Here is a 23,501-nt window from a genome sequence, read left to right on the forward strand (position 1 = left end):
CCTACGACTTGGCGAACGTCAGGTAGCGGTGCCCGAACCAACTGGTGATCGTCGGCGCGACGATGGCCAGAGCGTGGCCGACCGCCTCGGGATAGAAGCGGAAGCCGATGGCCGGGAAGAAATGCTCGACCAGCCAGATCGACAGCAGCCAGGTCAGGGTCGCGCCGACCATGTTCACCAGGATGAAGTTGCGGATCTGGCGACCCAGCGGTGTCGGCGAGCCAGGAAAGACGAAGGCGCGAAACAGCACGAACGCCGTGACCATGCCGGTGACATAGGCGACGGCCACCGCCGCCGCGAACGGCATGATCAGGTTCCAGCCGAAGCGCGAACCCCAGTTCACAGCCGCCGCGACGCCCCCCAGCGCTAGGTAGCGCAGCACCTTCAGCAAGCCCGCCAGACGGGTGCTCTCGACGGCTTCGGTCACAGCTTGGTCTTGTGGAAGACGAAGGCCGGGACCAGTCGAATGATCAGCAGGATGAAGCGCCAGAACCACGGGGCGTAGACGACGGGTCCGCTCTTGACGCTGGCCTTCTCGATCACCGCCGCGATGGCGTCGGGCTTGGCCCACAACGGACCGCCCTTGGCGAGGTGGGCGGTCATCGGCGTGTCGATGAAGCCCGGCTTGACGATGACGGCGCGCGCGCCGCCGGCCGCCAGGCGGTGGGCCAGGCCCTGGGTCAAAACGGCCAGGCCGGCCTTGGCCGCGCCGTAGATGTAGTTCGACGCCCGTCCCCGGTCGCCGGCCACCGAGCCGATGGCGATCAGCACGCCGCTGTTCCGCTGTTCAAGATATTGCGCGGCGGCCAGCGCCCACAGGCCCGCCGAGGTGAAGTTGGTGTTCAGCTGGTCGCGGGCATAGGCGAGGTCGGTCGTCGCCCGGTCCTGGTCGGTCAGGGCGCCATAGGCGATCAGGACGATGTCCGCACCGCCGATCGCTTCGACCATTCTGGCCAGGTCTGCCGCCGGGTCGACGGCCGCGGCCAGGTCGGCGGGAAAGGCGGCCACGGCCGTCGCGCCGCGGGCCCGCAGGTCGTCGGCCAGGATGTTCAGCTCGTCCGCGCGCCTCGCGGCCAGGGCCAGCGACGCGCCTTGCGCGGCGAACCGCCGGGCCGTGGCGATGGCGACGGCGGACAGCGCGCCCAGGATGATGATCTTCTTGGTCATGCGCTGCGCTCCATGCGCGTCAGGAAATCGGATCCGCAGGCGGGATCACGGAAGGTGAGGAACCGTTCGAAGGCCGGAAAGCCCAGGTCGAGCATGTCGCGGGGCAAGCGGCCGTCCTTGGCCGGATAGAGCGCGCCGCCCACGGATCGCACCACAGCGTCCAGTCGAGACAGCAGATCCAGGGTCGGCTGGCCGCGATTGCGGAAGTCCAGCGCCAGGGTGTAGCCGGCGCGCGGGAACGACAGCAGTCCGGGCGAGACAAGGTCGCCGAAGGTCTTCAAGACCACCAGGGCCGAGCCGTCGCCGGACCGTCCGATGATCTCCAGCAGTTCGCGCATCGCTTCGGCGCCGCCCGCCTTCGGCACGACGCACTGATATTGGTAGAAGCCCGCCGAGCCATAGAGTCGGTTCCATTCCTCCAGCGCATCCAACTGGTGGAAGAAGCCGGAATAGTGGGTGGTGGTCACGCGCGGCTTCAACAGCTGAGCGGTCCGATAGAGCCGGTTGAACACGGCCAGGGACAGCGGATTGATCGCGAAATTGGGCGCCTCGAACGGAATGGTCCTGGCCTTGTCGCCGTGCGGTTTCAGCTCACCCGACGCGGCCCAGTCGGCGCGGGTGTAGACGCCCAGCCCCACCTTGGCGCCGCGTCGCGTGCAGTCGATCCAGGCCACCGTCTGCTCGCAGCGCTGCAGGCTGTCGGCGTTGAGTGCGAAGAAGTCGTCCAGCGAGCCCATCAGGAAGGTCTCGACGGTCAGGGACGACGAGGCGATCGGCGTCAGCCGCAGGGTGATGTCGAGGATCACGCCGGTCAGGCCAAGACCGCCGACGGTCGCGGCGAACAGCTCCGGCTCGCGGTCTGGGCCGATCTCTATCACGCCGCGATCGGAGCGCAGCAGGGTCAGGCCCTCGACCCAGCGGCCGAAGGTTCCGGCCCGGGTGTGGTTCTTGCCGTGCACGTCGTTGGCGACCGCGCCGCCCAGGGTCACGCGGCGCGTGCCCGGCGTCACCGGAACGAACCAGCCATGGGGTACGATCAGCTTCAGCAGGTCGGCCAGCGAAAGGCCGGCCTGAGCGCGGACCAGGCCCTTCGCGGGATCGAAGGCGATCACCCGGTCCAGCTGCGGCATGGCCAGCAAGCGGCCGTCCGACCAAAGGCCTGTGTCGCCATAGGAGCGCGCCAGACCGACCGCCAATCGAGGGCCGACGTCGTCCTTCGCCCAGGCCAGCACATCGCTCGCGAAGGCCGGACGGGCGACGGTCTGCGGACGCCGGAACACCCGGCCCCACGACCGGAAGCCGGCTTCCTCGTGGAAGGTCAGGCTCACAGGAAGATCGCCGCCATCAGGTTGAGGGCCAGGAAGCCGCCCAGCGCCAGGCTGACCTTGTCGCGCACCGCGAACACCACCGGATCGTCGTCCAGCACGCCCCGACCGCACAGCAGCCAGATGCGCCCCAGCCACAGCGCCAGCACGACCGGGAAGGTCCACATGAACTGCGGGGCGCGATAGAAGCCGGCGCGGAACGCCTCCTCGATCAGATACATGACCATCACGAAAACGGCCGCCGAGGCCAGGGAGACGCCAAGGGCCAGGACCAGGGGCTCGTCGGCCGCCAGATAGCCGCGGCCCGAAAGCTTGTCGCCGCCGCGCGCCTTCATCCGCTCGATCTCGGTCGAGCGCTTGGCGAACGACAGCGAGCTGAAGATGAACATCGAGAAGACCAGCAGCCACGCCGACCAGGCCACCTGGGCGCAGATCACGCCGATCGCCAGGCGCAGTGTGAAGAGGCTGGCCAGGATCACGACGTCGAGGATCGGCGTGCGCTTGAGGCCGAACGAATAGGCCAGGGTGGTGATCAGATAGATGCCGAGCATGCCGACGCCGGCCAGTCCGGCGGCGGCGTAGCCCAGAGCCAGACCGCCGATCAGTCCGACGGGAATGACGGCCAGTCCGGCGGCGATCGAGATCCTGCCGCTGGCGAACGCCCGCTCGCGCTTGGTCCAGTGCCGGCGATCCTCATTGAGATCCAGCAGGTCGTTGAGCACATAGGTCGCCGACGCCAGCACGCCCATGCCCAGGAAGCCGAGCAGGCACGCCGTCCAGGCGGCCATGTCCCCGCCGCGGCCGCCCAGCAGGATCGGCACGAAGATCAGGCTGTTCTTGGCCCATTGATGGAGACGAAGCGCCTTGATCCAGACGCGCGCGCTGGCCCCGCGATGCGGCAGCTCGGCGCTGGGCGTCTTCAGACGCGTCAGGCGCTTGCGCAGGCCAGGCGAGCCGCCGGCGAAGACGGCCTCGTCGGCGGCGGCCCAGACCGACAGGTCGGCGGCCGCGTCTCCGGCATAGGCGAAGCCATCGGGAAAGCGGTCGCGCAGCGCTTGGGCCTTGTTGCGGCCTTTCAGATTGACGGTTCCATCAGAGCCGATGATCTCGGTGACGAAGTCGAAGCGCGCCTTCAGGCCGCTCGCCAAGGCGCCGTCCGCGGCGGTGGCGATATGGACCGGACGGCCCAGGGCGGCCTGCTCGCGGGCATAGGCGACAACGTCCTCGCGCACCGGCAGCACCTCTATGTCGAGCGCCGTGGCCTCGGCCAGCTTGCGCTTGAGCACGGCGCGTCCCTTGAGCAGCCAGAAGATCAACGCGAAGACCCGCAAGGGGTGGTTCTTGATGAAGAGCAGCAGGGTCTCGGCCAGCAGATCGGTGGCGATCAGCGTTCCGTCGAGATCAAGGACGAGTGGTCGAGGCGTCGTGGAAGCCCGCCCGGCGAGCGACGCGGCGCCGCTCGGCTTGGTGCGATCCTCTGTTTCACTCACGCCGTCGCTCCCCGCTTCCGTCGAACTCGCCGACATCCTGTCCGCGATTACCCGCAATCCCTGCAAAAACTTATAAGATCGTCACGTCATAGATGAAATTGTACCGTCACGGGTCGCTTTCGGACGTAAGTGGTCGAGGTCGCTCCAACAGCGTTAAGCGCTCACGACGACATCCCGTCAGGACGCGAAGCCTGTCGGCGTTGGTTGTAAGCCTCCGCTCTCCATGTAAAACCATTGAAACTGGACGCAGGCGGGCGGGCTGACGTTTTATGAATTATGATCGGGCAGTCGTTCTCGGCGCCAGCGGGTTTATTGGAACTCGCCTGGTCGGCGCGCTGGTGGCGCGTGGAGCCCGGGACGTGCGCGCGGTCGACATCCTGCCGCCTCGACGCCGGCTCGATGGCGTGAGCTATCACACGCTGGATGTGCGCGAGCCGCTCTCCGCCGAGATCGGTCGGGACGCTTCGATCCTCTACAATTTCGCGGCCGTGCACCGCACGCCGGGCTACCCCGCCGACGAGTATTACGAGACCAACGTCGCCGGCGCGCTGAACGCCGCGCGTCTGGCGGACGAGTGCGGGATCAAGACCATCGTCTTCACCAGCTCCATCTCCGTTTACGGCCCTTCGGAGGCGGCGGTCGACGAAGCCTCGCCGCTGCGGCCGGTTTCGGCCTATGGCCGGTCGAAGCGACTCGCTGAAGGGGTCCACGAACAATGGCTGGCCCAGGGCGAGGGGCGGCGTTTGGTGATCACCCGCCCAGGCGTGGTCTTCGGTCCGGGCGAGGGCGGCAATTATACGCAGTTGGCCAAGGCGCTGGGGCGCGGCTACTTCCTCTATCCAGGACGCCGCGACGCCATCAAGAGCGGCGGCTATGTCGACGAGCTCCTGGCCACCTTCGATTTCGCGCTGGAGCGGGCCGATCCGCTGGCGCGCTACAACTTCGCCTATCCGCAGTTCAGCACCACCGAGGACATCGTCGCGGCTTTCGGCCGCGTGACCGGCAAGCGCTTCGCGCCGCCGACCATGCCCCTGACGCCGCTGCTGATGGCCGCGGGCGTTTTCGAAATCGCCGATGTTTTGGGCTTCAAGAACTGGATTCATCGCGACCGCGTGCGCAAACTGGTGCAGTCCACCAAGGTCGAGCCAGGGTGGTTGAAGGCGCACGCGTATGCGTTCTCGACCGACTTGGATCAGGCGCTGGCGCTCTGGCGCGACGAAACCCACGGTCGGTTTGTCTGAGTACGAAGTGAGGATTGAGCCGATGGCGAGCGACATGGAAGCGGCCCGAAAATCACGCTGGCTTGGCCTGCAATCGGCTCAACGGGTCACGGAGCAGTTCTCGGAGGTGCTCCGTCGCCATGGCCTGATGGCGTTCTTCACGCTGCAGGTGATCGGTCTGACCTTCCTGCAGAAGTTCGCCCTGCAGTTCGACGTCTCGATCTTCGGCATATACCTGTCGGTCGGCGCGGTTCAGGTCACGTTGTTTACGTTCTATCTCGGCATCCTCGGGCTCTTCGCCTTCGCGCGGCCCAGGGTCGACCTGACGCGACTCGTGCTGTTTTCCATCCTGCTGCTGACGGTCGTGATCAGTCTGTCTGTGCAGAGAGACATCTATTCGCCGTCCAGCGTGCTGCTGATGGTGGCCTGCTATCTGCCGTTCATCCTGGTGGTGGACGTCAACGTCGTGACCTATCGGCGGATGCTGAATGTCTATCTGAACGTGATGATTATCTTCGGATTTATCGTCTTGGTTCAGCAAGCGTCACAAATGATCTGGACGTGGCGGGTTTGGCCCAATCTCGACCTCCTGGTTCATCCTGATTTTCTGCTGCCAAGTTTCAACTATATCCAACCAATTACGCGTACATCACTGCTGATGAAGCCGAGTGGAATTTTCTTTCTAGAGGTTTCCACCATCTCACAGTTTATCGGCGTAGCCTTTGCGCTTGAGATGATCTATTTTCGACGCGTTTTCCGCTTGGCTTTTTACGTGGTTGCTCTGCTCGCTACGTTCGCCGGAACTGGGCCCATGCTTCTGGCCATGTGTGCTCCAGTTCTCTTGCTGAAGTTAAATCTCCGATCTTTTTTCGTTGTCCTTGTGATCTTTTTCGCAGGTTACATCGCGGCTAACCAATTGCATTGGTATCAACAAGTGCAGGGCCGATTGGGGGAATACGAGCAGTCCGGATCGAGCGCCTATTTGCGTTTCGTAGATCCCTTCATCGACATGCAAGATGCTTTATCAAAGCCCAGCGGGGTCTTTACGGGCATCGGACCCGGAAATACCAAAAAGACCGATGGCACCGTGTCGTGGGCTGCGACGAAAGTTCTGGTCGAGTACGGACTTCTCACCCTCATCGCCTTTTCGGCGCTCGTTGTTTTCACGCTCTTTAAGGGCACGCCAAGCAAGCGCATGGCCTTTACGTTGCTTGTCTTTTTCAATTTCATGGGTGGTGGAATTGTCATTCCCATCTACCCGGTGATGATCTTTATTTTTGGCGGATTGTTTCGAGTGACGGGGCCGAGCGCTGCTCAGGCGGCGCGAGGATTGGGCAATCTCGAGGCTGATGCGTGGGTCATTGGAAAGAGGAAGATTCCAGGACCGCGCATGCCTTGGGATGGCGCCAAGCCGGATCAGGCCTCGGCCTGATCGGGCCTCGAAACATGAGGCGCCGCAGAATCCGGAGCGATCGACGGTCGGGATTTCAGAAGGTGATTGTCTAATCAGAAGACCGGACAAACTGTTGACTGAGTTAGCCACGATGGACGGGCCCAAGTAAGCATCAAGGATGCTCGCGCCTAACGCCAAACAGCGTCGCCGATCTTGAGGTGTTCGACGACGTCGTGGCTACGTTCCATCAATCAATCGCGACCGAAAGTGGAACGCTCAGGGCCGTTCAACGCGCCCATACAATCCGCGATTCAAGACGGTTGCCTTAAGAGATATAGATCATTGGGCTTGCCAATTCATTTGGCCCGCGAGTGTAGCGATAAAGAAAAAAGGGCCGTGCTGTGGAGCACGGCCCTTTTGGTTTTCGACTCGATAGAACCTCTATTCGAGGTAGTACTTCTTGAAGTCCTTGTTGTAGTAGGCCTGATAGCCGTAGGCGTACGATCGGGCGGCCATGTTGACCTGGGTCAGCGCCACGCCGTTGATCGGCGCGTTGACGGCTTCCAGTTCGTGGATCGCGGCGCGAACGGCGCGCAGCGGCGTCGAGCGCCAGCGGACCAGCAGCGCCAGGGCGTCGACCTTCTGGGCCAAGACGCGCGTATCGACCACCGGCAGAATGGGCGGCGTATCCAGGATGATCAGGTCGAAGCGGGCCTTCAGGTCTTCCAGGAACTTGTCCATGGCAGGCGACGCGAAAGGCGACTGCGCCAAGTGGGCGTTCCTGGCGAGCGGGATTACGAACGCGCCGCTCTTCTCGTCCAGGATCAGGGCCTGTTCGATCGTCGCCTTGCCTTCGAGGATCTCGATCAGGCCGAACTGGGGCTCTTCATTGAACAGCACGTTCAGCGACCGGCGACGCAGGTCGCAGTCGACCAGAACGACCTTGGTGCCGCCCATGGCCAGGACCCGGGTCAGACAGATCGAGGTCGTCGTCTTGCCTTCTTCCGGAACCGGCGAGGTCAGAGCCAGCGTACGAACGGTCGCGCCGCCGCTGCCATAGACCAATGCGGTGCCCAGACCCCGGAAGGCCTCGGCGAAGCTGGAGAGCGGGTGGGCCAGGATGGCTTCTTGCGGGTTGCGGGTCGTCGGCTTGGTGATCGACGACACCACGGTTGGGATGGCGCCCAGGAAGGGCAGGCCCAGCTTGCCCTCGATTTCGTCCATCGAGGTCAGCTTGGCGTTCCATTGCTCGGCGATGAACGCCGCCACGACGCCCAGACCCAGGCCTGCCAGTACGCCCAGCAGCAGGTTCAGCATCTTGTTGGGCGAGCTAGGCTTAGCCGGCGGGGTCGCCGCCGAATCCACGCGCGAGTCGGCCTGGGTAACGGCCTGCTGCGCGGCGGTTTCCTTAACCCGGGTCAGCACGGTCTGATACAGCGAGCGGGCGGCTTCGGCGTTGCGCTCGAGTTCGCCGAGCTTGACCGAAGCGGCGTTACCGCTGGCCAGGGTGCCGCGCGCGTTGGACAGGCTGCCTTCGATCGACGCCGTGGCGCCGCGCGCGACTTCCGTCTGGGCCGACAGGTTCGACATGATCCGGTTGATTTCAGCCTGAATCTGACGGTCGATGTCAGTCAACTGCAGTTGGGCGTTCTTCAGGTCCGGGTGCATCGGGCCGTAGCGGCCCTGCAGGTCGGCCACGCGACGGCTGACCTCGGCGCGCTGGCGGCGCAGCTCGGTGATGGTCTGCGAACCCAGGGCCTCGCCAACGTCTTCACCGTTCGACCCGCTGCGCAGCTGACGCTGGGCGGCGCGATAGCGGGCGACCTTTTCGGCTTCGGCCGCGCGGGCCGTCGCCAGTTGCTGGTTGAGAGCGGAAATTTCCTGCTGGGTCAGCATGCCACCGCCGGCGTCCGAACCGAGCAGGTTGTTGGCCGCCTTGTATTGTTGGACGGCGATCTCGGCCGCTTCCAGCTTCTGGCGCATGTCGTCGATCTGGGCGTTCAGCAGGACGTTGGAGTCGCGCGACGAGCCCAGCTTCACGTCGACCTGGCGGGCGATATAGGCTTCGGCAAAGGCGTTGGCGATGCGCGCGGCCTTGCTCGGGCTGGCGTTGGTGTAGCTGACGCTGAGCAGCAGAGTGAGGCCGACGCGGCGCACCTTGAGGTTGCTGACGACCCTGTCGACCAGGGCGTCATGCGCCAGGGCCGGGTCGCTTATCTTCTTGCTAGGTGCGAATTCCGGATCCTGGTCGAGCTTGAGGTTCTTGATCACGGCGTCTGCCGTGGCCGGCGAGCGCAGCACTTCGACCTGTGTGTCGACCGCCTGGTTGCGGGCGACATCGTCATTGCCCGCCGTGTTGTTATCTCGCCCCACTTCAGACTTGCGCGGCGCATAGAAGACGGTCGCGGTGGAGGTGTATTGAGGGGTCTGGCTCCAGGTGAACGCGATATCCGCGATCAGGACGACCGCCGCGACGCCAAGCACGAGCGGAATATGTCTGACATAGCGCGCCGCCAAGCCCGACAGGTCGAGTCCCCTACTGGAAGCGCCGACCGTTTGTCCGCCTACATTCGTGTCAACCATTGACGCTCCAACCGCTTGATTTTCCGAAGCCCGGCGATAAGTGCGCCCGGCTTTAGCCGCCCAACGTAATCTGCTGCAACGTCCTCTACATTAGCCGTACGACCTAATGAAGACTTTTCGCCCCCTGAGAGGCGCGTCAACCATAATGAATAGCAAAGTGACGGCATTTGTCCCCAAGTGGGACGCACGGGCGCCTTGTGATCGAGGATTCTGCTTGGAAGGCGGGGTCCTTGCCGCGCCAAGGTCGGGTGATATTCTATAGAACTGCTCGCGGCATGCGGGTTGTCGCGGGCATCGCGACGGGGATGGATCGGGGAAGGGCGCTTTTAGTGTTTGGGATTGGAAAGCGCCGGCCACAGCCTCCATCGCGTCCGGTGGCGCGCGTCAGGCAGACGGCGGCGCGCCAGCCCAGCATTTCCGGTGTGGTCTACGCAGTCGGCGACGTGCACGGACGGCGCGATCTCTTCGACGGCCTGTTGCGGACGATCCGTCGGGACGTCGAGGCGAACGGATCGGACGCCCGGCCGACAGTGGTGCTGTTGGGCGATCTGGTCGATCGGGGCCCAGAGTCGGCGGGCTGCGTCGAGCGGGCGATCAGCCTTGAGGCCGAGGGCTGGTGCGACGTGGTCGCCTTGAAGGGCAACCATGAGGAAGCGCTGTTGCTCTTCCTGGACGATGTCGAGATCGGCCCGCAATGGATGCAGCACGGCGGCGGGACGACGTTGCAATCCTACGGCCTGGACTTGGCCGGATCGGGTCTGGCCAAGGGATGGTCGGGCGTGCAGTCGGCGTTCCGGACCGCCTTGCCGGCGTCGCACCACGCCTTCCTGAGCGCGATGCGGTTGAGTTATGCCCGCGACGACTACGTCTTCGTGCATGCGGGCGTCAGGCCTGGCGTGAAGCTCGAAGACCAGACTGAAGAAGACCTTTTGTGGATCCGGGAAGCGTTCCTCAACGCCAGTGAGCCCTATCCCGGCAAGGTCGTGGTCCATGGCCACACGCCCACCGCCGGACCGGAGCTGAAGCGTTCGCGCATCGGCGTCGACACCGGGGCCTATGCCTCGGGAATATTGACGGCGGTCCGACTTAGGGGTTCCGAAAGAATGATCCTGCAGGCTCGGACCTGAATTCGCCCGTTTCGAGTGCGCCATGAGGTGTTTCGGGCGGCACTTGCCGAGATCCGGATATCTGCCGGACATCTTTGCATGTATCTAGCTCGCGCCAGACAACCCTCGTAACCGGAACGTTTCGATGAATGCCAGCACGTCGGTCGTGGATCGCGAACGCGAATACCACAATCAACGCTTCGCCGAGGAAACCCGGGTCGCGCAGGAAAAGTACTATTTCGCGCTGCGCGCCTGTGACGACCGTTACGAGAAGCTGGTCGTCGAACATTCACGGGACGCCGTCGTGCTCGACTACGGTTGCGCCAAGGGCGACTGGGCGCTGCGCATCGCGCCGTTCGCCAAGAAAGTGCACGGCATCGACATCTCGGACGTGGCCATCGACGCGGCGCGGGCCGACGCAGCCGCCCAAGGGCTGGACAACGCCCTGTTCGACACGATGGACGCCCACAACATGACCTTCGAGGACGGCGCGTTCGACTTCGTCTTCGGTCATGGCATCATTCACCACCTCGACACCCGCAAGTCGCTGGAAGAAGTGTCGCGCGTGCTGAAGCCGGGCGGCGTCGCCGTCTTCGCCGAGCCTCTCGGCTATAATCCGATCATCAATCTTTATCGCGCCGCCACGCCGGGCGCGCGAACCATCGACGAGCACCCGCTGGTGAGCGCCGACTACAAGATCGCCGACGAGCTGTTCCAGAAGAACGACTGGGAGTTCCACGCCCTGACGTCGCTGGCCTCCGTGCCCTTCCGCAACTCCGGTTTCGGCGAGCGGCTGTACGACTGGACGACGAAGCTCGATCGGGCCCTGTTCAGAATTCCGGGCATGCGCTGGCAGGCCTGGTCGACGCTGATGGTGCTGACGAAGTAGGCGCCGCGCGGGCTATTGGTCTGGGAACAGCCGGGCCCAGACCTTGCGCAACGCCGGCAGGATCAAACTCGGGCCCGCGAAAACCCCGATCGCCGATCCGACGATCGCGCCGAGCAGCAGGGCCAGTTCGGGAGTCATGTCGGACTCAGTATGAGCCGGAGCGCATGAGAACCGCCGGGATCGTGCGCATCATGATCCACAGGTTCAGGATCACGGAGCGCTTGCTGACATAGAGAATGTCGAGCGCGACGCGGCGGCGGTACGAGATGTCGCTGCGCCCGCTCACCTGCCACAGCCCCGATATGCCCGGCTTCACCGAAATATAGTGCCGGAACCAGCGGTCATAACGCGGGATCTCAGCGTCAACGATCGGCCTCGGGCCGATCAGGCTCATCTCGCCGCGCAGCACGTTCAGCAACTGCGGCAGCTCGTCGATGCTGGATACGCGCAGGAAGCGGCCCAGGGGTGTCGTGCGCGGATCGTCTCTCAGCTTGTGATCGCGTTGCCACTCTTGGTAGGCGGCCGGATCGGCGTCGAGAACGGCCTGCAGCCGACGTTCTGAATCGACCAGCATGCTGCGGAACTTGAGGCACTTGAACGCGTGGCCGCCGAAGCCGACACGCGTCTGGCCGAACAGGACGGGGCCCCCGTCCTGGAGCTTCACCGCGATCGCCGTGGCGACCAGGACGGGCAGGAAGAACACCAGGGCGGCCAGCGCGCCGACGATGTCCAGCACCCGACAGGCGTCCAGCGGCGCGCGAGAGGAAGATTTGGTGACAGCCGCCGAGGTGCTGGCGAACATGGGCGCCGTCCGAGTTGTCTCGCTTTGGTACACGAACGCTCCTAGGCGATAAGCATTCCATTTACTATGCGAAATTCGCGCCCACAAATTTTCGTTGCCAGGAAGAGTCATGTTTTGATTCAGGCGAGGCGAAATGAGTCCTCCGAATCTTGTGGTTAATATTTTGAGACTCTGGGAAACCCCAGCTTCACCATTCCCGATGACGATTTATTAGGGCGTTATATGACAATGCTTCCCTGCACGTTGGTGCGGGGCAGAATGATGCTGAAGGCGAACATCGTCGCGAAGAGCGACCAACTCCAGGACGAGCCGCGCGTGACCGTCGTCACCCTGCGCGCCGCGACCGCGCGTGACGTCGCGACGCCCAGCCCCGCCCGCCTGATGCAAGGCGCGCTGGACGCCGCCCTGGCGGTTCAACCCCGTTGGTCGGCCCGTCGTCGTCTGGCCTGCATGGTCGGCGCCTCGCTGGCCTGCTGGACGGTCATTGCGATGATTGTCGGCGCGCTGCTCTAGCAAAACCGTTTCAGTTGCCGGAAAGTTTGCCAAGCGCTTCGTCTCGACCTATGCGGGGCGAGCGGTCCTTCGCCCTTCGTGGCGGGACGGTTGGTGAGATCGAGGCATACACATGACAGCTGGCAGTGTCGCCATGGGCGGAACCAGCGCGCGCGCTGCGTCGACCAAGGCCGTCAGCACCCTGACGGGCGCCATCATGGGCGTCTGGATCGGGATCATCCCCTTTCTTGACCTGGCGAACCGACCCAAGATCGGCATCGGCATCAAGGCCTTCAGCATGTCGCGCGAAGTCTCGCCGGCGCTGGCGGCCGCCCTGCTGATGGTGGTTCTGGCGGGCATCATCGCGCCGCTCGTCGCGGCGTTCGGCAGCAGCCTGGATTTCCGTCGCGCCAAGTATTTCGTCCTCGGCATTGTGGGTGTGTGCCTGTCGATCCCGCTGAGCTATCTGGCGCTCTACGACCTGCGAGACGCGGCCTATGTGGCCATCGTCTTCTACGTCTTCCTCTGCATGATCCTGCTGATCTCGACGGACGTCGACAGCAACGTTCTTCTGCGGTCGTTCTTCACCTCGCTGGTCATCGTCAACTGCGTGTCGATGATCACCGTACTGATAGACCACGACTTCGCGTGGGGGCGCCTGATGGGGAGAACCGCGCCCAACTACTGGGGTGCCATCGCCCAGACGACCTTGATCATCGTCATTGGCTTGCGCGGCTGGCTGCTGCGCGCCTTCGCGGTCGGTCTCAGCCTTTATGTCCTGAGCTGCACGCAGTCCCGGGGTTCGATGCTGGCCCTGGTGGTCGCCTATTCCGCAGTCGCCGGCGTCCTGTTCGTCGCGATCCGCGGCAAGGCCTGGCTCTGGCTGGCCATCGGCCTGGCCGTTCTGGTGGTGGCGATCCTCAGCGGCGATTATGTCGCCAATGACCTGATGATGTTGTCGGACCCCCTGCGCGGCGTCGGCTCGGGCGCGACGGGCCGCGCCCACGCCTGGATCGAAACCTGGAACTTGTTCGTCGCCCATCCTTGGGTCGGAGTCGGCTATCGCCAGCACGAACAGTACCTGCTGTCGGACTCCTCGGCGCACAACGGCTATCTGGCGACCCTGGCCGAGACCGGCATCATCGGCTTCATCGGCTATGTCATCTTCATCTTCGGGGCGCTGGGCATGGCCTGCGCCAAGGCGCTGCGGACGCCGACAGGTCCGAAGATCGCCTGCATGGCCTTCATCCTGGCCTACATCTTCACCGGCCTGGTCGAGCGCGTGGGCCTCAACACCGGCAACGTCTATTCCCTGGTGCTGATCGTGACCGCCGCCTTGGCCTGGCGCATCGACGGCGAGGCCGCGCCTGCCGCCGCCCGCATAGCGCCGGTGAACACCCGCCGGGCGATCGCCGGCTAGTTCGGCGACGCAGCACGGCGCCAGCGCTGCACGATGATCCGCTCGTAGTCGCGCCGGTCGACCAGGGTGCGTCCCGCGATCGCCTGGGGCGGCGGCGGCGAGGCGGGCATCGCGCCCGACACCACGAACAGGTCGCCCTGGGGATCGGGCCAGGCCTCGCCCTCATCCAGCAGAACGGCCTTGGCGCCCTTCACGTCGTGGGGTTGGCGAGCCGGGGTCATGATGGCGCTGACGCCGCTCGGCAGGCGCGTGAGCACGGGCTGCCAGCGCGCGCTTTCCGTCTGCTCGCGCAGCGGATCGCCCCAGTCGGGACCGTTCAGGTCGCGCATCATCGTCCAGAACACCAGGGCTTCGTTCATGGCGATCGCCTGCCCGGGCCTGGCCTGGGCCAGCAGCTGGTCCGCCGCCGGACGGAAGCCGTCGCCCTTCGGACGCCAGCCGGGATCGGCGACCGCGAAGACCAGCCACGCGGCGGCCACGCCCGCGACCGCCATTCGCATGGTTCGGCCGCGCCGATCCGGGTCGAGGTGCGCGGCCAGGGCCAGGCCCAGCATCATCAGCGGCAGCATCGGAACGAAGATGCGCTCCAGCCAGACAGGTCTGACGGTGTAGCTGACCAGGGCCGCGACCAGCAGCGGCGTGAAGACCAGACAGGCGATCTGCAGGCGAGATCTGGGCGCCGACAGACCGATCAGCAGCAGGACCAGGAAGGCCAGCCCGAATAGTGCGTGCGCGCCGTCGGGTCTTGGCGATCCTGTCGACAGGAAGGTCCAGGTCGCCGCCAGCTCCGCCGGCGTCGGCATGCCGACGTGCGGGACCTTGTGAATGGCCCCCACCGCCAGGGCCGGAACCGAAAGGACGAGGACCGCGGCCTCAAGTCCGATCCAGTGGGCGATCCGACGGAAATCCCGCTCCAGCAGGAGCCGGACGCCGCCATAGACGACGCAGCCCGACAGCATCAGCAGGCCGACGGCGTGCGAATAGGTGACCAGGATCTGGGTCGCGACCAGCCAGGCCGCGCTTTTGATCGACGGCGACTTCAGCCATTGCTCCACCGCGTCCCAGGTCAGGATCATCAGGAAGGCGATGAAGGAATACATCCGCACCTGGTCGGCATAGGCCAGCACGGCGGGTGACACGGCCAGCAGCATCGCGGCCCACAGGCCCACCGAAAAACCGTACCAGCGCGTGGCTGTCGCTAGCAGCAGGGCCACCGCCGCCACACTCCAGAAGATCGAGTTCGCCGCCAGCCAGGCGTCGCTGTGTCCGAGCGCGCCCCAGACGCTCAGCTGGAGGTAATAGAGCGGCGGGTGAACATCGAAGCGCAGGATCGTCAGCAGCGTCTTGAACGGTCCGTGAGTGGTGAACTCGGCCGACAGCAATTCGTCCAGCCACAGGGCGCGGTGGGGCAGGGCGACCAGTCGCAGGACCAGGGCGAACACGACGACCCCGGCGGCGCCGATCAGGCGTGGCTGGGTCCAACGCATTTCCTGCGATGACTGCATCTCGAGGCTCCCGACTGCGGCTATCCGCGAGCGGCGCCATGGCGGACTCTAGTCTTTCCTCGAAGGCAAATGCTAGCACAGCCTTGGCGCTCGCCCGCGTCTGCCTGGACGGAAACCACCTCATGCGCATGTCGTCGATCATCGATCCGATTTCGGGCGAGCCGTGCGCCGTCTCGCGCCTGGCCCTGGGCCTCAGCCGTGTCGGTTCGTTCGGCAATTCCGCTACGCCCGCGCAATCGCGGGCCCTGATCGGAGCGGCGCTCGACCTGGGGGTCAATGTCTTCGACACGGCCGACATCTATGGCCAGGGCGACAGCGAGCGTGAACTGGGCCGGGCGCTGAAGTCGCGGCGAGACCAGGCGTTCGTGGTCACGAAGTTCGGCAAGACCTTTTCATGGAAGATGCGGGTGGCGCGCCCGCTGAAGCCGATCCTCAAGCCCTTGCTCGCCCTGCGCGGCGGGGGCGGCGCCGTGACGGCCCAGCGCGAAGGCGTCATGCGCGAGGACTTCTCGGCCGCCCACCTTCGGACGGCGATGGAGGCTTCGCTGCGCCGGCTCGGCCTGGACCATGTCGACGCGGTCCTTTTACACGGCCCGGCGGTCGGTGTTTACGCCGATCCCGCCGTCCGCGATCTGCTGCCGACATTAAGAGCTGAAGGAAAGGCGCGACATTTTGGCGCTTCCTGCGACCATTGGGACGAGATCGAAGCCGCACTGACACTGTCGGAACTGACGATCCTGCAGCTGCCCTACGACCTGATCGAGCGGCTTTCGGCCGATCCCCTCGCCGAGGCGGTCGCTCGACGGAACATCGCGATCATGGCTCGAGAGGTTATCCGGCTCCAGCCGGCGCTGCCGCCGGTGGCCGCCGTCGCGGCCGCCAACGCCCGTCCCGAGGTCGCCACGGTGATCGCCGGAACGGGCCGTCTCGATCACCTGGCCGAACTGGCCAAGGTCTGCGGCTGACGCCCGCGATCGGGGCAAGTTTCTGAAAGATATGAACTAAAATCACTTGGTCGCCGATCTCGCCGCGCTGGCGTTCGGTGAGCGACCGATTTCCGCGTGGCTATTTGGCCTGCAGAGCCTTGGCTCGGATGGCCGTTTGCGAGGCCGCGCTCCAGCCCAGCGAGCGATGAGGCGGCGTCGCATTCCGCGGTTCGACGAAACTGCACCACAGAAACTCTTATCAGCACAATTTTGTAGTTAAACGAATCCTAATTCAATGTTCATTCCGTGTTAACGGCAAGCAGACGCTTTGTTTACCATTAACGCTAAGTGTACTTAGGATGTTGTTTACTCAGTAATTTCAGGGGCATTTAAAAGCTAAATTGTAATTCTCCTCTCAAGGACAGAGAGGACAAGCTTATGCGTATGTCAGTATTTGCCGGCCTGGTCGCCACCGTGTTGTTTGGCGCTTGCGCCACGACGCAGGCCGCGCCGCGGATCGCGACCGCGCCGTTCATGCCTCTGGGGCAATCGGTCGACGCGCCGCGCGGCTACACCGACATGTGCAACATCCGTCCGCAGATCTGCCACGATGAAGCGCCCGCCCGGTATGTCGAGGCGCGCGTCGCTGTCGCCGCGCCGACCGGCCTGCTGCAAACCGCGTCCTGGGCGCCGACCGCGTCGGTCTCGGGCCCCGAGCCGCTGGACGCGACGATGCTGCGTCCGGCCCTGTCCTACGGTTCCTTGACCGCCTCGACCCCGCCGGCTCCGGCGACCGACGTCGCTGTGCGCGACGGCGACAGCGAAGCCGCGACGGGCTCGATGGGCGCCGACGACCGCATGAAGATGCTCAACAAGGTCAACCGCTTCGTGAACAGCCGGGTCCGCGCCATCAGCGACCAGGCGCTGTACGGTGTCGACGAGCTGTGGAACCGTCCGGGCGTGAGCGGCAAGGCGTCGGGCGACTGCGAGGATTTCGCGATCGAAAAGCGCGCCCAGCTGATCGAGCGCGGCTATCCGCCGGAAGACCTGTTCTTCGCCGTGGCCTTCCGCGCCGACATCGGCATGCACGCCGTGCTGATCGCCCACACCCAGGATGGCGACTTCGTCCTGGACAACCGCACCCCGTATGTCACCGCCTGGACCAATGCGCCCTATGTCTGGGTCAAGCGCCAGTCGCGCGAAAATCCGCAAGTCTGGGGCCTGGTCGACGCGTCGACCGCCCCGGTTCGCAACGTGCAGGTCGCTTCTCTGTCGCCCGCGCTCTAAGCGCAGAGGCCGGCGCTCCCGCCGAGCGCCGCATTATTCGCCGCCGTTAATATTGTGCGGCGCAGCAGTCGCTTGCGCGGGTAACCCGGTCGACCTATAAAACCGTGTTACTTTTTGGAGGCGTAAGCCCATGAACCGCCGCTCTTTGCTGGCCGTAGTGTTTTCCACGAGCTGCGTTGCTGCGCTTTCGACTGTAGAGGCGTTTGGTCAGACGACCACCGATACGACGGCCCCGGCACCCGCGCCCGCGGCTGTTCTGCCGCCTCCGCAGATCGATGACTACAAGCTCGGATCGGGCGACAAGGTCCGCATCCTTGTCTATAACGAACCTAACCTGTCGGGCGAGTTCCTGGTCAACGCCAGCGGCCAGCTCGCCGTGCCGCTGATCGGCGACGTCACCGCCCTGGACCGCACCACCACCGAGATCCGCAAGGAGATCGAGACGAAGCTGGCGGCCGGCTATCTCCGCTCGCCGCAGGTCAGCATCGACGTGCTGATCTTCCGTCCGTTCTACATTCTGGGCGAAGTGAACAAGCCGGGCGACTATCCTTACTCGACCGGTCTGAATGTTCTGCGCGCCGTGGCGACCGCCAATGGCTACACCTACCGCGCCGACAAGCGTCACGTGTATCTGAAGCGCGCTGGCGAGGCGGCCGAAACCAAGTATTCGATCAACGACAATCCGCCTTTGCATCCGGGTGACACCATCCGCATCGGCGAGCGCTATTTCTGAGTCTCGGCGCCAGGGAATAGGCGCCTGGCGCGAAATTCCGGCAGAATCTTACTTTAGCGTTTATTAATTGGCCCGTTTGTTGTACGGGAAACCTAAGTTATGTCTAACTTTGGCACGTATACGGAGCCGACAATGGTTACCAAGACCGTGAAGAATTCTCTTACGAAGCGAGTCGCTTCCGTGGCGGCCGTTGCTCTGCTCGCCATGGCCGGCGCTCCGGTCGTGGCTAGCGCCGCGACCGCGGCCACCACGCTCACCGCCGAACAGCAATCGCAGGTCAGCGCGCTGACCGCCAAGCTGCTGGCCATCGCCAAGTCTCAATCCGAGACGGCTTCGGAAGGCGCCTATACGGGCCTCTTCGTCGACGCCATGTCGGGTTACGACGCTCAGGTGATCGCGGCGGCTCTGACGAACGTCGCTGGCACGCCGGGGATCAGCCCCGCCGCAGCCAAGGCGGCCGCCAATCTGAGCAAGGCCTACGCCTCGAACGGCACTGGCGGCGCCACCGGCGCGACGGGCGGCTTCGGCGGTGTTCCGTCGGCCGGTTCGCCCGGCTTCTCGGGCGGCGGCGGCGGCTCGAACTACGGACAGTAAAACTTGCGCGCGCCGGAACCCGGCGCGCGCTTAAGCTTTGCTCTCTCTATCGATGGGTTAAGGGGATCGACCCAATGTGTATCAGGTTATCTATGGCTGCGACGTTGGCCGTGTGGGTCGTCGCGGGAAGCGCAGCGGCGCAGAGCCTCGTGCCGAGCACGGACTATGAAGTTCCGGAATTCTATGGTCGCGGCAAGAACACCAGTGTGCTCGAGCGCGAACGCCCCGAGTATCAAGCCTTGGGGATCAAGTCCGGCGGCTTCACGATCCTGCCGAAGCTGAACCTGGGCGCAAACCACACCGACAACGTCTACGTGACGAAGTCGAACAAGGTTTCGGACACCTATTTCAACATCGACCCGTCGGTCTCGATTCAGAGCGACTGGGGCCGTCACGCCCTGCGCGCCTCGGCCGCGGTCAATTCGCGTCGCTATGTCGACCGCAGTTCGGAAAACACCACCGGCTGGACGGTTCGCGGCGACGGTCGCGTCGACGTGTACGGCGACTCCTTCCTGGTCGGCGGCGCGGACGCCCAGCGCGTCTATGAAGAGCGCGGCAGCATCAGCGGCAGCCAGAACAACGCCAAGCCGGTTCCCGTCGAGATCCAGGGCGTCTATGGCCGTGGCACCTACGGCCAGGATCGCGTCCGCGCTTCGGTGGACATGTCCTACCGGAACTACGACTATAAGAACGTCACCGGCAACGTGAACCAGGACAACCGCGACTATGACGGTTGGCAACTGGGCGGCCGCACGGACGTCGCGCTGAGCCCGGACACCGCGGTGTTCCTGAAGGCGACCTACGGCGAAAACAGCTACAAGACCGGCACGTTCGCGCAAAAGCGCGACAACGACAACACCCGCGTCCTGGTCGGCGCCAACTTCGACCTGACCTCGGTGGCGCGGGGCGAGTTCGGCATCGGTTACGTCAAGCGCGACTACGCCCAGCCGGCGTTCAAGGATCTGAGCGGCGTCGGCCTCTCGTCCAAGATCGAATATTTCCCCAGCCAGTTGCTGACCCTGACCCTGGTCGCCCAACGGGCCGTCCAGGACGCCGCCTTCACCAACTCGGGCGGTTACTTCCAGAACACGGCTTCGCTCGGCGCGGACTATGAACTGCACCGCAACTTCATCGTCAGCGCTGCCGCCGGCTACGAATACGACAAGTTCGAAGGCATCTCGCGCACCGACAAGGTCGTGAACCTGGCCCTGGCCGGCCGTTACTTCGTCAACAACTCGATCGGCCTGGGCGCGACCGTGTCTCACGCCGACCGCCAATCGTCCGGTATCCCCACGGAAATCGGTCCGGAATACAAAGTTACGAAGTTTGCACTGTCTGTGGTGTTCCAGCGTTAATCATTCCTGCGTCATAAAGTAGCGAACGCAGGTCCGTTGCTGGGATAAAAGATGTCGATGGTTGGTGCTCTTCGCGAGCCAGAAGTTGGACAGGGCGCTCTTCCAGGGCGCCCTGTCGATTTGAAAGAGTTGTTCGGCGCGTTTCTTCGCCGTTGGAAGCTCTTCGTCGCGGTCGTGGTCGGCGTCCTCGCCCTGACCATCATCGCCTCTCTGATCCTCAAGCCGATGTATGACGCGACGGCGACCATCCGGGTCGACCCGACCCAGAAGGCGGCTATCGATATCGAGGCGCTCGCCCGCGGCGCTCCGCCCGACCAGGCCATGGTCGACAGCGAAGTGCGGGTCATGCAGTCGCGCGACCTGGCCCGCAACGTCGTCCGCACCCTGGGCCTGGCCTCGGATCCCGAATTCGCTCCGCCGCCCGGCCTGCGCGCGCGCCTGATGGGCAAGGCGTCCTCGCCCGCCGAGGACGTGGCCACCGACAACGTGATGCGCCACCTGGACGTCAATCGTCAGGGCACCACCTATCTCGTCGCGCTGCGCTTCCGGTCCTCGAACCCCGGCAAGGCGACCAAGATCGCCAACGCCTTCGCCCGCGAATACATCCTGTCCAGCGTGCGTTCGCGCATTCAGGCGGCGACCGAGCAATCCGACTGGCTGTCCGAGCGCCTCAACAGCGCCAGCGGCGAGGCGCAGCGCGCCGACGCCCAGCTGGCGGAATACAAGGCCTCCAAGGGCATCGTCACCGGCGCCAACGGCGGCACGATCACCGAACAGCAGATCAGCACCCTGACCCTGCAGCTGGCGACGGCCGAATCCGAAGCCGCCGCCGCGCGCTCCAACTACGAAGCCGCCCGCAGCCAGATGGCCTCCGGCGGCGTCGACTCCGTGTCGACGGTGCTCAACTCGGCGACCATCACCGAGCTGCGCCGCCAGCGCGCCGAACTGCAGCGCAATCGCGCCGAGATCGACGCCCGCTATGGTCCGCGCCACCCCGAAACCGTCAAGATCGAGCAGCAGGTCATCGGCATCGACCGCCAGCTGCACGACGAAGCCCAGCGCATCGTCGGCGGCCTCGAGAGCGACTCCCGCGCCGCCGCGGCGCGTGCGAGCAGCCTGCGACGCGACCTGGCCGGCCTGACGGGCCAACTGGCGACCAACAACCAGGCCTCGGTGCAAGCCGACAGCCTGCAACGCGAAGCCGAAGCCAAGCGCACGATCTTCAGCCAGATCGCCGCCTCGATGCAGCAGATGAAGCAGGAGGAGCACAGCAGCTCCGCCCAGGCGCGCATCCTGCAGCTGGCCAGCGTCGCCACCAAGCCGTACTTCCCCAACACCTCGTTGTTCGCGGCCTTGGGCCTGGCCTTCGGCCTGATCTTCGGCTCGGCCGCGGTGTTCATCGCCGAGCTGTTCGACAACGGCGTGCGCACCGTCGAGGACGTCGAGCGCGACCTGGGGCTCAGCTTCATCTCGTCGGCCCCGCTGCTGACCGGCAAGACGCTACAGTTCGAAGGCCGCACGCTGGCGCCCTGGGACTATGTCGTGGCCCGGCCGATGTCGGGCTTCGCCGAGGCCATGCGCAGCGTCCGCAGCGCCATCCGGCTGTCGGAGATCGACAACAAGCGCAAGGTAATCGCGCTGACCTCGACCCTGCCCAGCGAAGGCAAGACCGTCAGCTCAGTGTCCCTGGCCCGCGTCATGGCCATGAGCGGCGAGAGCGTCATCCTGGTCGACTGCGACCTGCGCCGCAACGCGCTGGAAGGCCTGATGGCCGAGCCGCCGGCCATCGGTCTGGTCGAGGTGCTGACCGGCGCCGCGACCCTGGAAGCCGCGATCGTCAAGGACTCGGTCAAGGGCCTGGACATCCTGCCCCTTCACAAGGCCTCGTTCACGCCGCGCGACCTGTTCGGCACCAAGGCTATGCTCGATCTGCTCAACGTGCTGCGCGAGCGCTATGACCACGTGATCCTTGACTGCCCGCCGGTGCTGGCCGTCAACGACGCCCGCGTCCTGGCCAGCATGTCCGACGCCGTGCTGTTCATCGCGCGCTGGGGCAAGACCCCGCGCCGCGCGATCCGCACCGCCCTGGATCGCCTGGCCCAGGACAATTCGCCGGTGTCCGGCGTCATGCTGTCGATGGTGGATACGCGCGCGAGGCTCTCGGTCGGCGCGGGCGACCCGTCCTACTACTACGGCCACTACCAGGGCTATTATCAGGACTAAGGGGCGAAAACGCCTCTGCGAAAGGCCCGTCGCCCGATCAGGCGGCGGGCCTTTTTCGTTAGCGCCAGGTCGCGCCGCCGCACGCGCGGATATAGTCTAGCGCCTGCTTGTCCATCGGATCGCGCCTGGCGTGATCAGGACGTTTAAGCCAGGCGAAGAACCGGCGGATCGCGTCGGGCACATCGATCTGACCCCGCTCCTTGACGACCAGCAGGGTGGTGAACAGCGTGACGTCGATCAGGGCGCTCAGCCAGGCCTTGTGCAGGTAGGCGATGACATAGGTGTTGAGCAACACCTCGGTGAACAGCTGCGCCCGAGGCTTGCGGCCGCCCGTGTCGTTTGTCTCGATGGCGCCGATGTCGGGGCTGAAGTAGATCTTCCAGCCGGCCTTGATGATCCGATAGGAGTATTCCCGCTCCTCGGCGCCGTAGAAGAAGTCGGGGCTGAAACCGCCCAGCTGTTCGAACACCACGCGCCGCAGGCCCACCAGCCCGCCGATGAAGCGGAAGGTCAGGAACGGCTTCGTGGTGTCGATGGACTTGCGGGTGTGCGGCACGCATTCGGCCAGCAGGGTCATGGTCTTGCCGTCGAGCTTGCGCACATTGACGACGCCGACCTCGGGATGGCTGTCGAAGATCTCGGCGAACCGATCCAGGAAGTCGGGCGTCTCCAGCAGGACGTCGTCGTCCAGCAGGGCCAGGATCTCGCCCCGGGCCACCGCCATGCCGTCGTTGCGCGCCGACACGCCCTTGTTCTCGCCGGTCTTGACCACACGGCCGGCCGCGAAGGGCGCCAGGAAATGGGTGCGATCGACGTCGTCGACATTGTTGTCGACCAGGATGACTTCCACGTCGGTGCGGCCGCTGACCGCCTGCTCCAGGCGATCCAGCGTGGTCTTCAGCGCGACGTCCCGCGCATAGGTCAAGATCACGACCGAAAAGCGCACGCCGTCCGGCGGACGCGGGTCCGGGTTCGGAGCCTTCATCACACT

At 64.8% G+C, this 23,501-nt stretch carries 21 protein-coding genes; 12 read left to right on the top strand and 9 right to left on the bottom strand.

The features are described from left to right. Position 1 precedes the first annotated feature (1 nt). The 4 genes from AC1RUS_RS13900 to AC1RUS_RS13915 are packed head-to-tail and all read right to left on the bottom strand — an operon-like array spanning position 2 to position 3,982. Complete coding sequence (locus AC1RUS_RS13900) at positions 2 to 427, bottom strand: GtrA family protein (RefSeq protein ID WP_492917039.1); 426 nt, start codon at positions 425 to 427, stop codon at positions 2 to 4. Then, on the bottom strand, positions 424 to 1,167 hold the full coding sequence (locus tag AC1RUS_RS13905) for an SDR family NAD(P)-dependent oxidoreductase (RefSeq protein ID WP_492917041.1): 744 nt from the start codon (positions 1,165 to 1,167) through the stop codon (positions 424 to 426). Before AC1RUS_RS13905 ends, AC1RUS_RS13900 begins: the two co-directional genes overlap by 4 nt. Further along, a complete protein-coding gene (locus tag AC1RUS_RS13910) occupies positions 1,164 to 2,495 on the bottom strand; it encodes an FAD-binding oxidoreductase (RefSeq protein WP_492917043.1) in 1,332 nt (443 codons plus the stop codon). Before AC1RUS_RS13910 ends, AC1RUS_RS13905 begins: the two co-directional genes overlap by 4 nt. Beyond that, positions 2,492 to 3,982, bottom strand: a complete 1,491-nt coding sequence (locus tag AC1RUS_RS13915; RefSeq protein ID WP_492917045.1) for a UbiA family prenyltransferase — start codon at positions 3,980 to 3,982, stop codon at positions 2,492 to 2,494. Before AC1RUS_RS13915 ends, AC1RUS_RS13910 begins: the two co-directional genes overlap by 4 nt. A gap of 269 nt (positions 3,983 to 4,251) precedes the next feature. Between AC1RUS_RS13915 and AC1RUS_RS13920 the strand changes: the two genes are divergently transcribed. Together AC1RUS_RS13920 and AC1RUS_RS13925 are read left to right on the top strand one after the other, a co-directional pair. Next, positions 4,252 to 5,223: an NAD-dependent epimerase/dehydratase family protein gene (locus tag AC1RUS_RS13920; protein WP_492917047.1), complete on the top strand. Its 972-nt coding sequence runs from the start codon at positions 4,252 to 4,254 to the stop codon at positions 5,221 to 5,223. 22 nt (positions 5,224 to 5,245) lie between these two features. Next, positions 5,246 to 6,634, top strand: coding sequence for a hypothetical protein (locus tag AC1RUS_RS13925; protein ID WP_492917049.1), 1,389 nt, complete (start codon positions 5,246 to 5,248; stop codon positions 6,632 to 6,634). A gap of 402 nt (positions 6,635 to 7,036) precedes the next feature. Here AC1RUS_RS13925 and AC1RUS_RS13930 read toward each other — a convergent pair whose 3' ends face one another. Further along, positions 7,037 to 9,178: a GumC family protein gene (locus AC1RUS_RS13930; RefSeq protein WP_492917051.1), complete on the bottom strand. Its 2,142-nt coding sequence runs from the start codon at positions 9,176 to 9,178 to the stop codon at positions 7,037 to 7,039. Positions 9,179 to 9,453: 275 nt separating this feature from the next. Between AC1RUS_RS13930 and AC1RUS_RS13935 the strand changes: the two genes are divergently transcribed. Next, complete coding sequence (locus AC1RUS_RS13935) at positions 9,454 to 10,305, top strand: metallophosphoesterase family protein (RefSeq protein WP_492917053.1); 852 nt, start codon at positions 9,454 to 9,456, stop codon at positions 10,303 to 10,305. A 124-nt stretch (positions 10,306 to 10,429) separates the two neighbouring features. Beyond that, a complete protein-coding gene (locus AC1RUS_RS13940; protein ID WP_492917055.1) occupies positions 10,430 to 11,173 on the top strand; it encodes a class I SAM-dependent methyltransferase in 744 nt (247 codons plus the stop codon). A 12-nt stretch (positions 11,174 to 11,185) separates the two neighbouring features. Here the strand turns inward: AC1RUS_RS13940 and AC1RUS_RS13945 are convergent, their stop codons facing one another. Then, positions 11,186 to 11,311 (bottom strand): hypothetical protein, encoded by a 126-nt coding sequence (locus AC1RUS_RS13945; protein ID WP_492917057.1) that lies wholly within the window; start codon positions 11,309 to 11,311, stop codon positions 11,186 to 11,188. Positions 11,312 to 11,318: 7 nt separating this feature from the next. Then, on the bottom strand, positions 11,319 to 11,975 hold the full coding sequence (locus AC1RUS_RS13950) for a sugar transferase (RefSeq protein ID WP_492917058.1): 657 nt from the start codon (positions 11,973 to 11,975) through the stop codon (positions 11,319 to 11,321). 261 nt (positions 11,976 to 12,236) lie between these two features. Here AC1RUS_RS13950 and AC1RUS_RS13955 point away from each other — a divergent pair, with 261 nt between their 5' ends. Beyond that, on the top strand, positions 12,237 to 12,488 hold the full coding sequence (locus AC1RUS_RS13955; RefSeq protein WP_492917060.1) for a hypothetical protein: 252 nt from the start codon (positions 12,237 to 12,239) through the stop codon (positions 12,486 to 12,488). Positions 12,489 to 12,600: 112 nt separating this feature from the next. Continuing rightward, positions 12,601 to 13,887 (top strand): O-antigen ligase family protein, encoded by a 1,287-nt coding sequence (locus AC1RUS_RS13960; RefSeq protein WP_492917062.1) that lies wholly within the window; start codon positions 12,601 to 12,603, stop codon positions 13,885 to 13,887. Here AC1RUS_RS13960 and AC1RUS_RS13965 read toward each other — a convergent pair. Next, positions 13,884 to 15,392 carry a glycosyltransferase family 39 protein gene (locus AC1RUS_RS13965; RefSeq protein WP_492917064.1) on the bottom strand — a complete coding sequence of 503 codons (1,509 nt, stop codon included), beginning with the start codon at positions 15,390 to 15,392 and terminating at the stop codon, positions 13,884 to 13,886. The genes AC1RUS_RS13960 and AC1RUS_RS13965 overlap by 4 nt on opposite strands. Before the next feature lie 122 nt (positions 15,393 to 15,514). On the opposite strand from AC1RUS_RS13965, the gene AC1RUS_RS13970 reads away from it, so the two are divergent. The 6 genes from AC1RUS_RS13970 (at position 15,515) to AC1RUS_RS13995 (ending at position 22,510) form a co-directional block, all read left to right on the top strand. Next, positions 15,515 to 16,357, top strand: a complete 843-nt coding sequence (locus tag AC1RUS_RS13970) for an aldo/keto reductase (protein ID WP_492917066.1) — start codon at positions 15,515 to 15,517, stop codon at positions 16,355 to 16,357. A gap of 399 nt (positions 16,358 to 16,756) precedes the next feature. Continuing rightward, positions 16,757 to 17,605, top strand: a complete 849-nt coding sequence (locus AC1RUS_RS13975; RefSeq protein ID WP_492917068.1) for a transglutaminase-like cysteine peptidase — start codon at positions 16,757 to 16,759, stop codon at positions 17,603 to 17,605. 130 nt (positions 17,606 to 17,735) lie between these two features. Further along, positions 17,736 to 18,338, top strand: coding sequence for a polysaccharide biosynthesis/export family protein (locus tag AC1RUS_RS13980; protein WP_492917070.1), 603 nt, complete (start codon positions 17,736 to 17,738; stop codon positions 18,336 to 18,338). Positions 18,339 to 18,518: 180 nt separating this feature from the next. Then, entirely contained in the window at positions 18,519 to 18,932 is a 414-nt protein-coding gene (locus AC1RUS_RS13985; RefSeq protein WP_492917072.1) for a hypothetical protein, read from the top strand. A gap of 149 nt (positions 18,933 to 19,081) precedes the next feature. Continuing rightward, positions 19,082 to 20,287 carry an outer membrane beta-barrel protein gene (locus AC1RUS_RS13990; protein ID WP_492917074.1) on the top strand — a complete coding sequence of 402 codons (1,206 nt, stop codon included), beginning with the start codon at positions 19,082 to 19,084 and terminating at the stop codon, positions 20,285 to 20,287. 120 nt (positions 20,288 to 20,407) lie between these two features. Then, positions 20,408 to 22,510, top strand: coding sequence for a GumC family protein (locus AC1RUS_RS13995; RefSeq protein ID WP_492917076.1), 2,103 nt, complete (start codon positions 20,408 to 20,410; stop codon positions 22,508 to 22,510). Positions 22,511 to 22,568: 58 nt separating this feature from the next. Here the strand turns inward: AC1RUS_RS13995 and AC1RUS_RS14000 are convergent, their stop codons facing one another. Then, entirely contained in the window at positions 22,569 to 23,495 is a 927-nt protein-coding gene (locus AC1RUS_RS14000; protein ID WP_492917078.1) for a glycosyltransferase family 2 protein, read from the bottom strand. Positions 23,496 to 23,501 lie beyond the last annotated feature (6 nt).

It is taken from the genome of Caulobacter sp. GW821-FHT10F06, assembly GCF_058809215.1.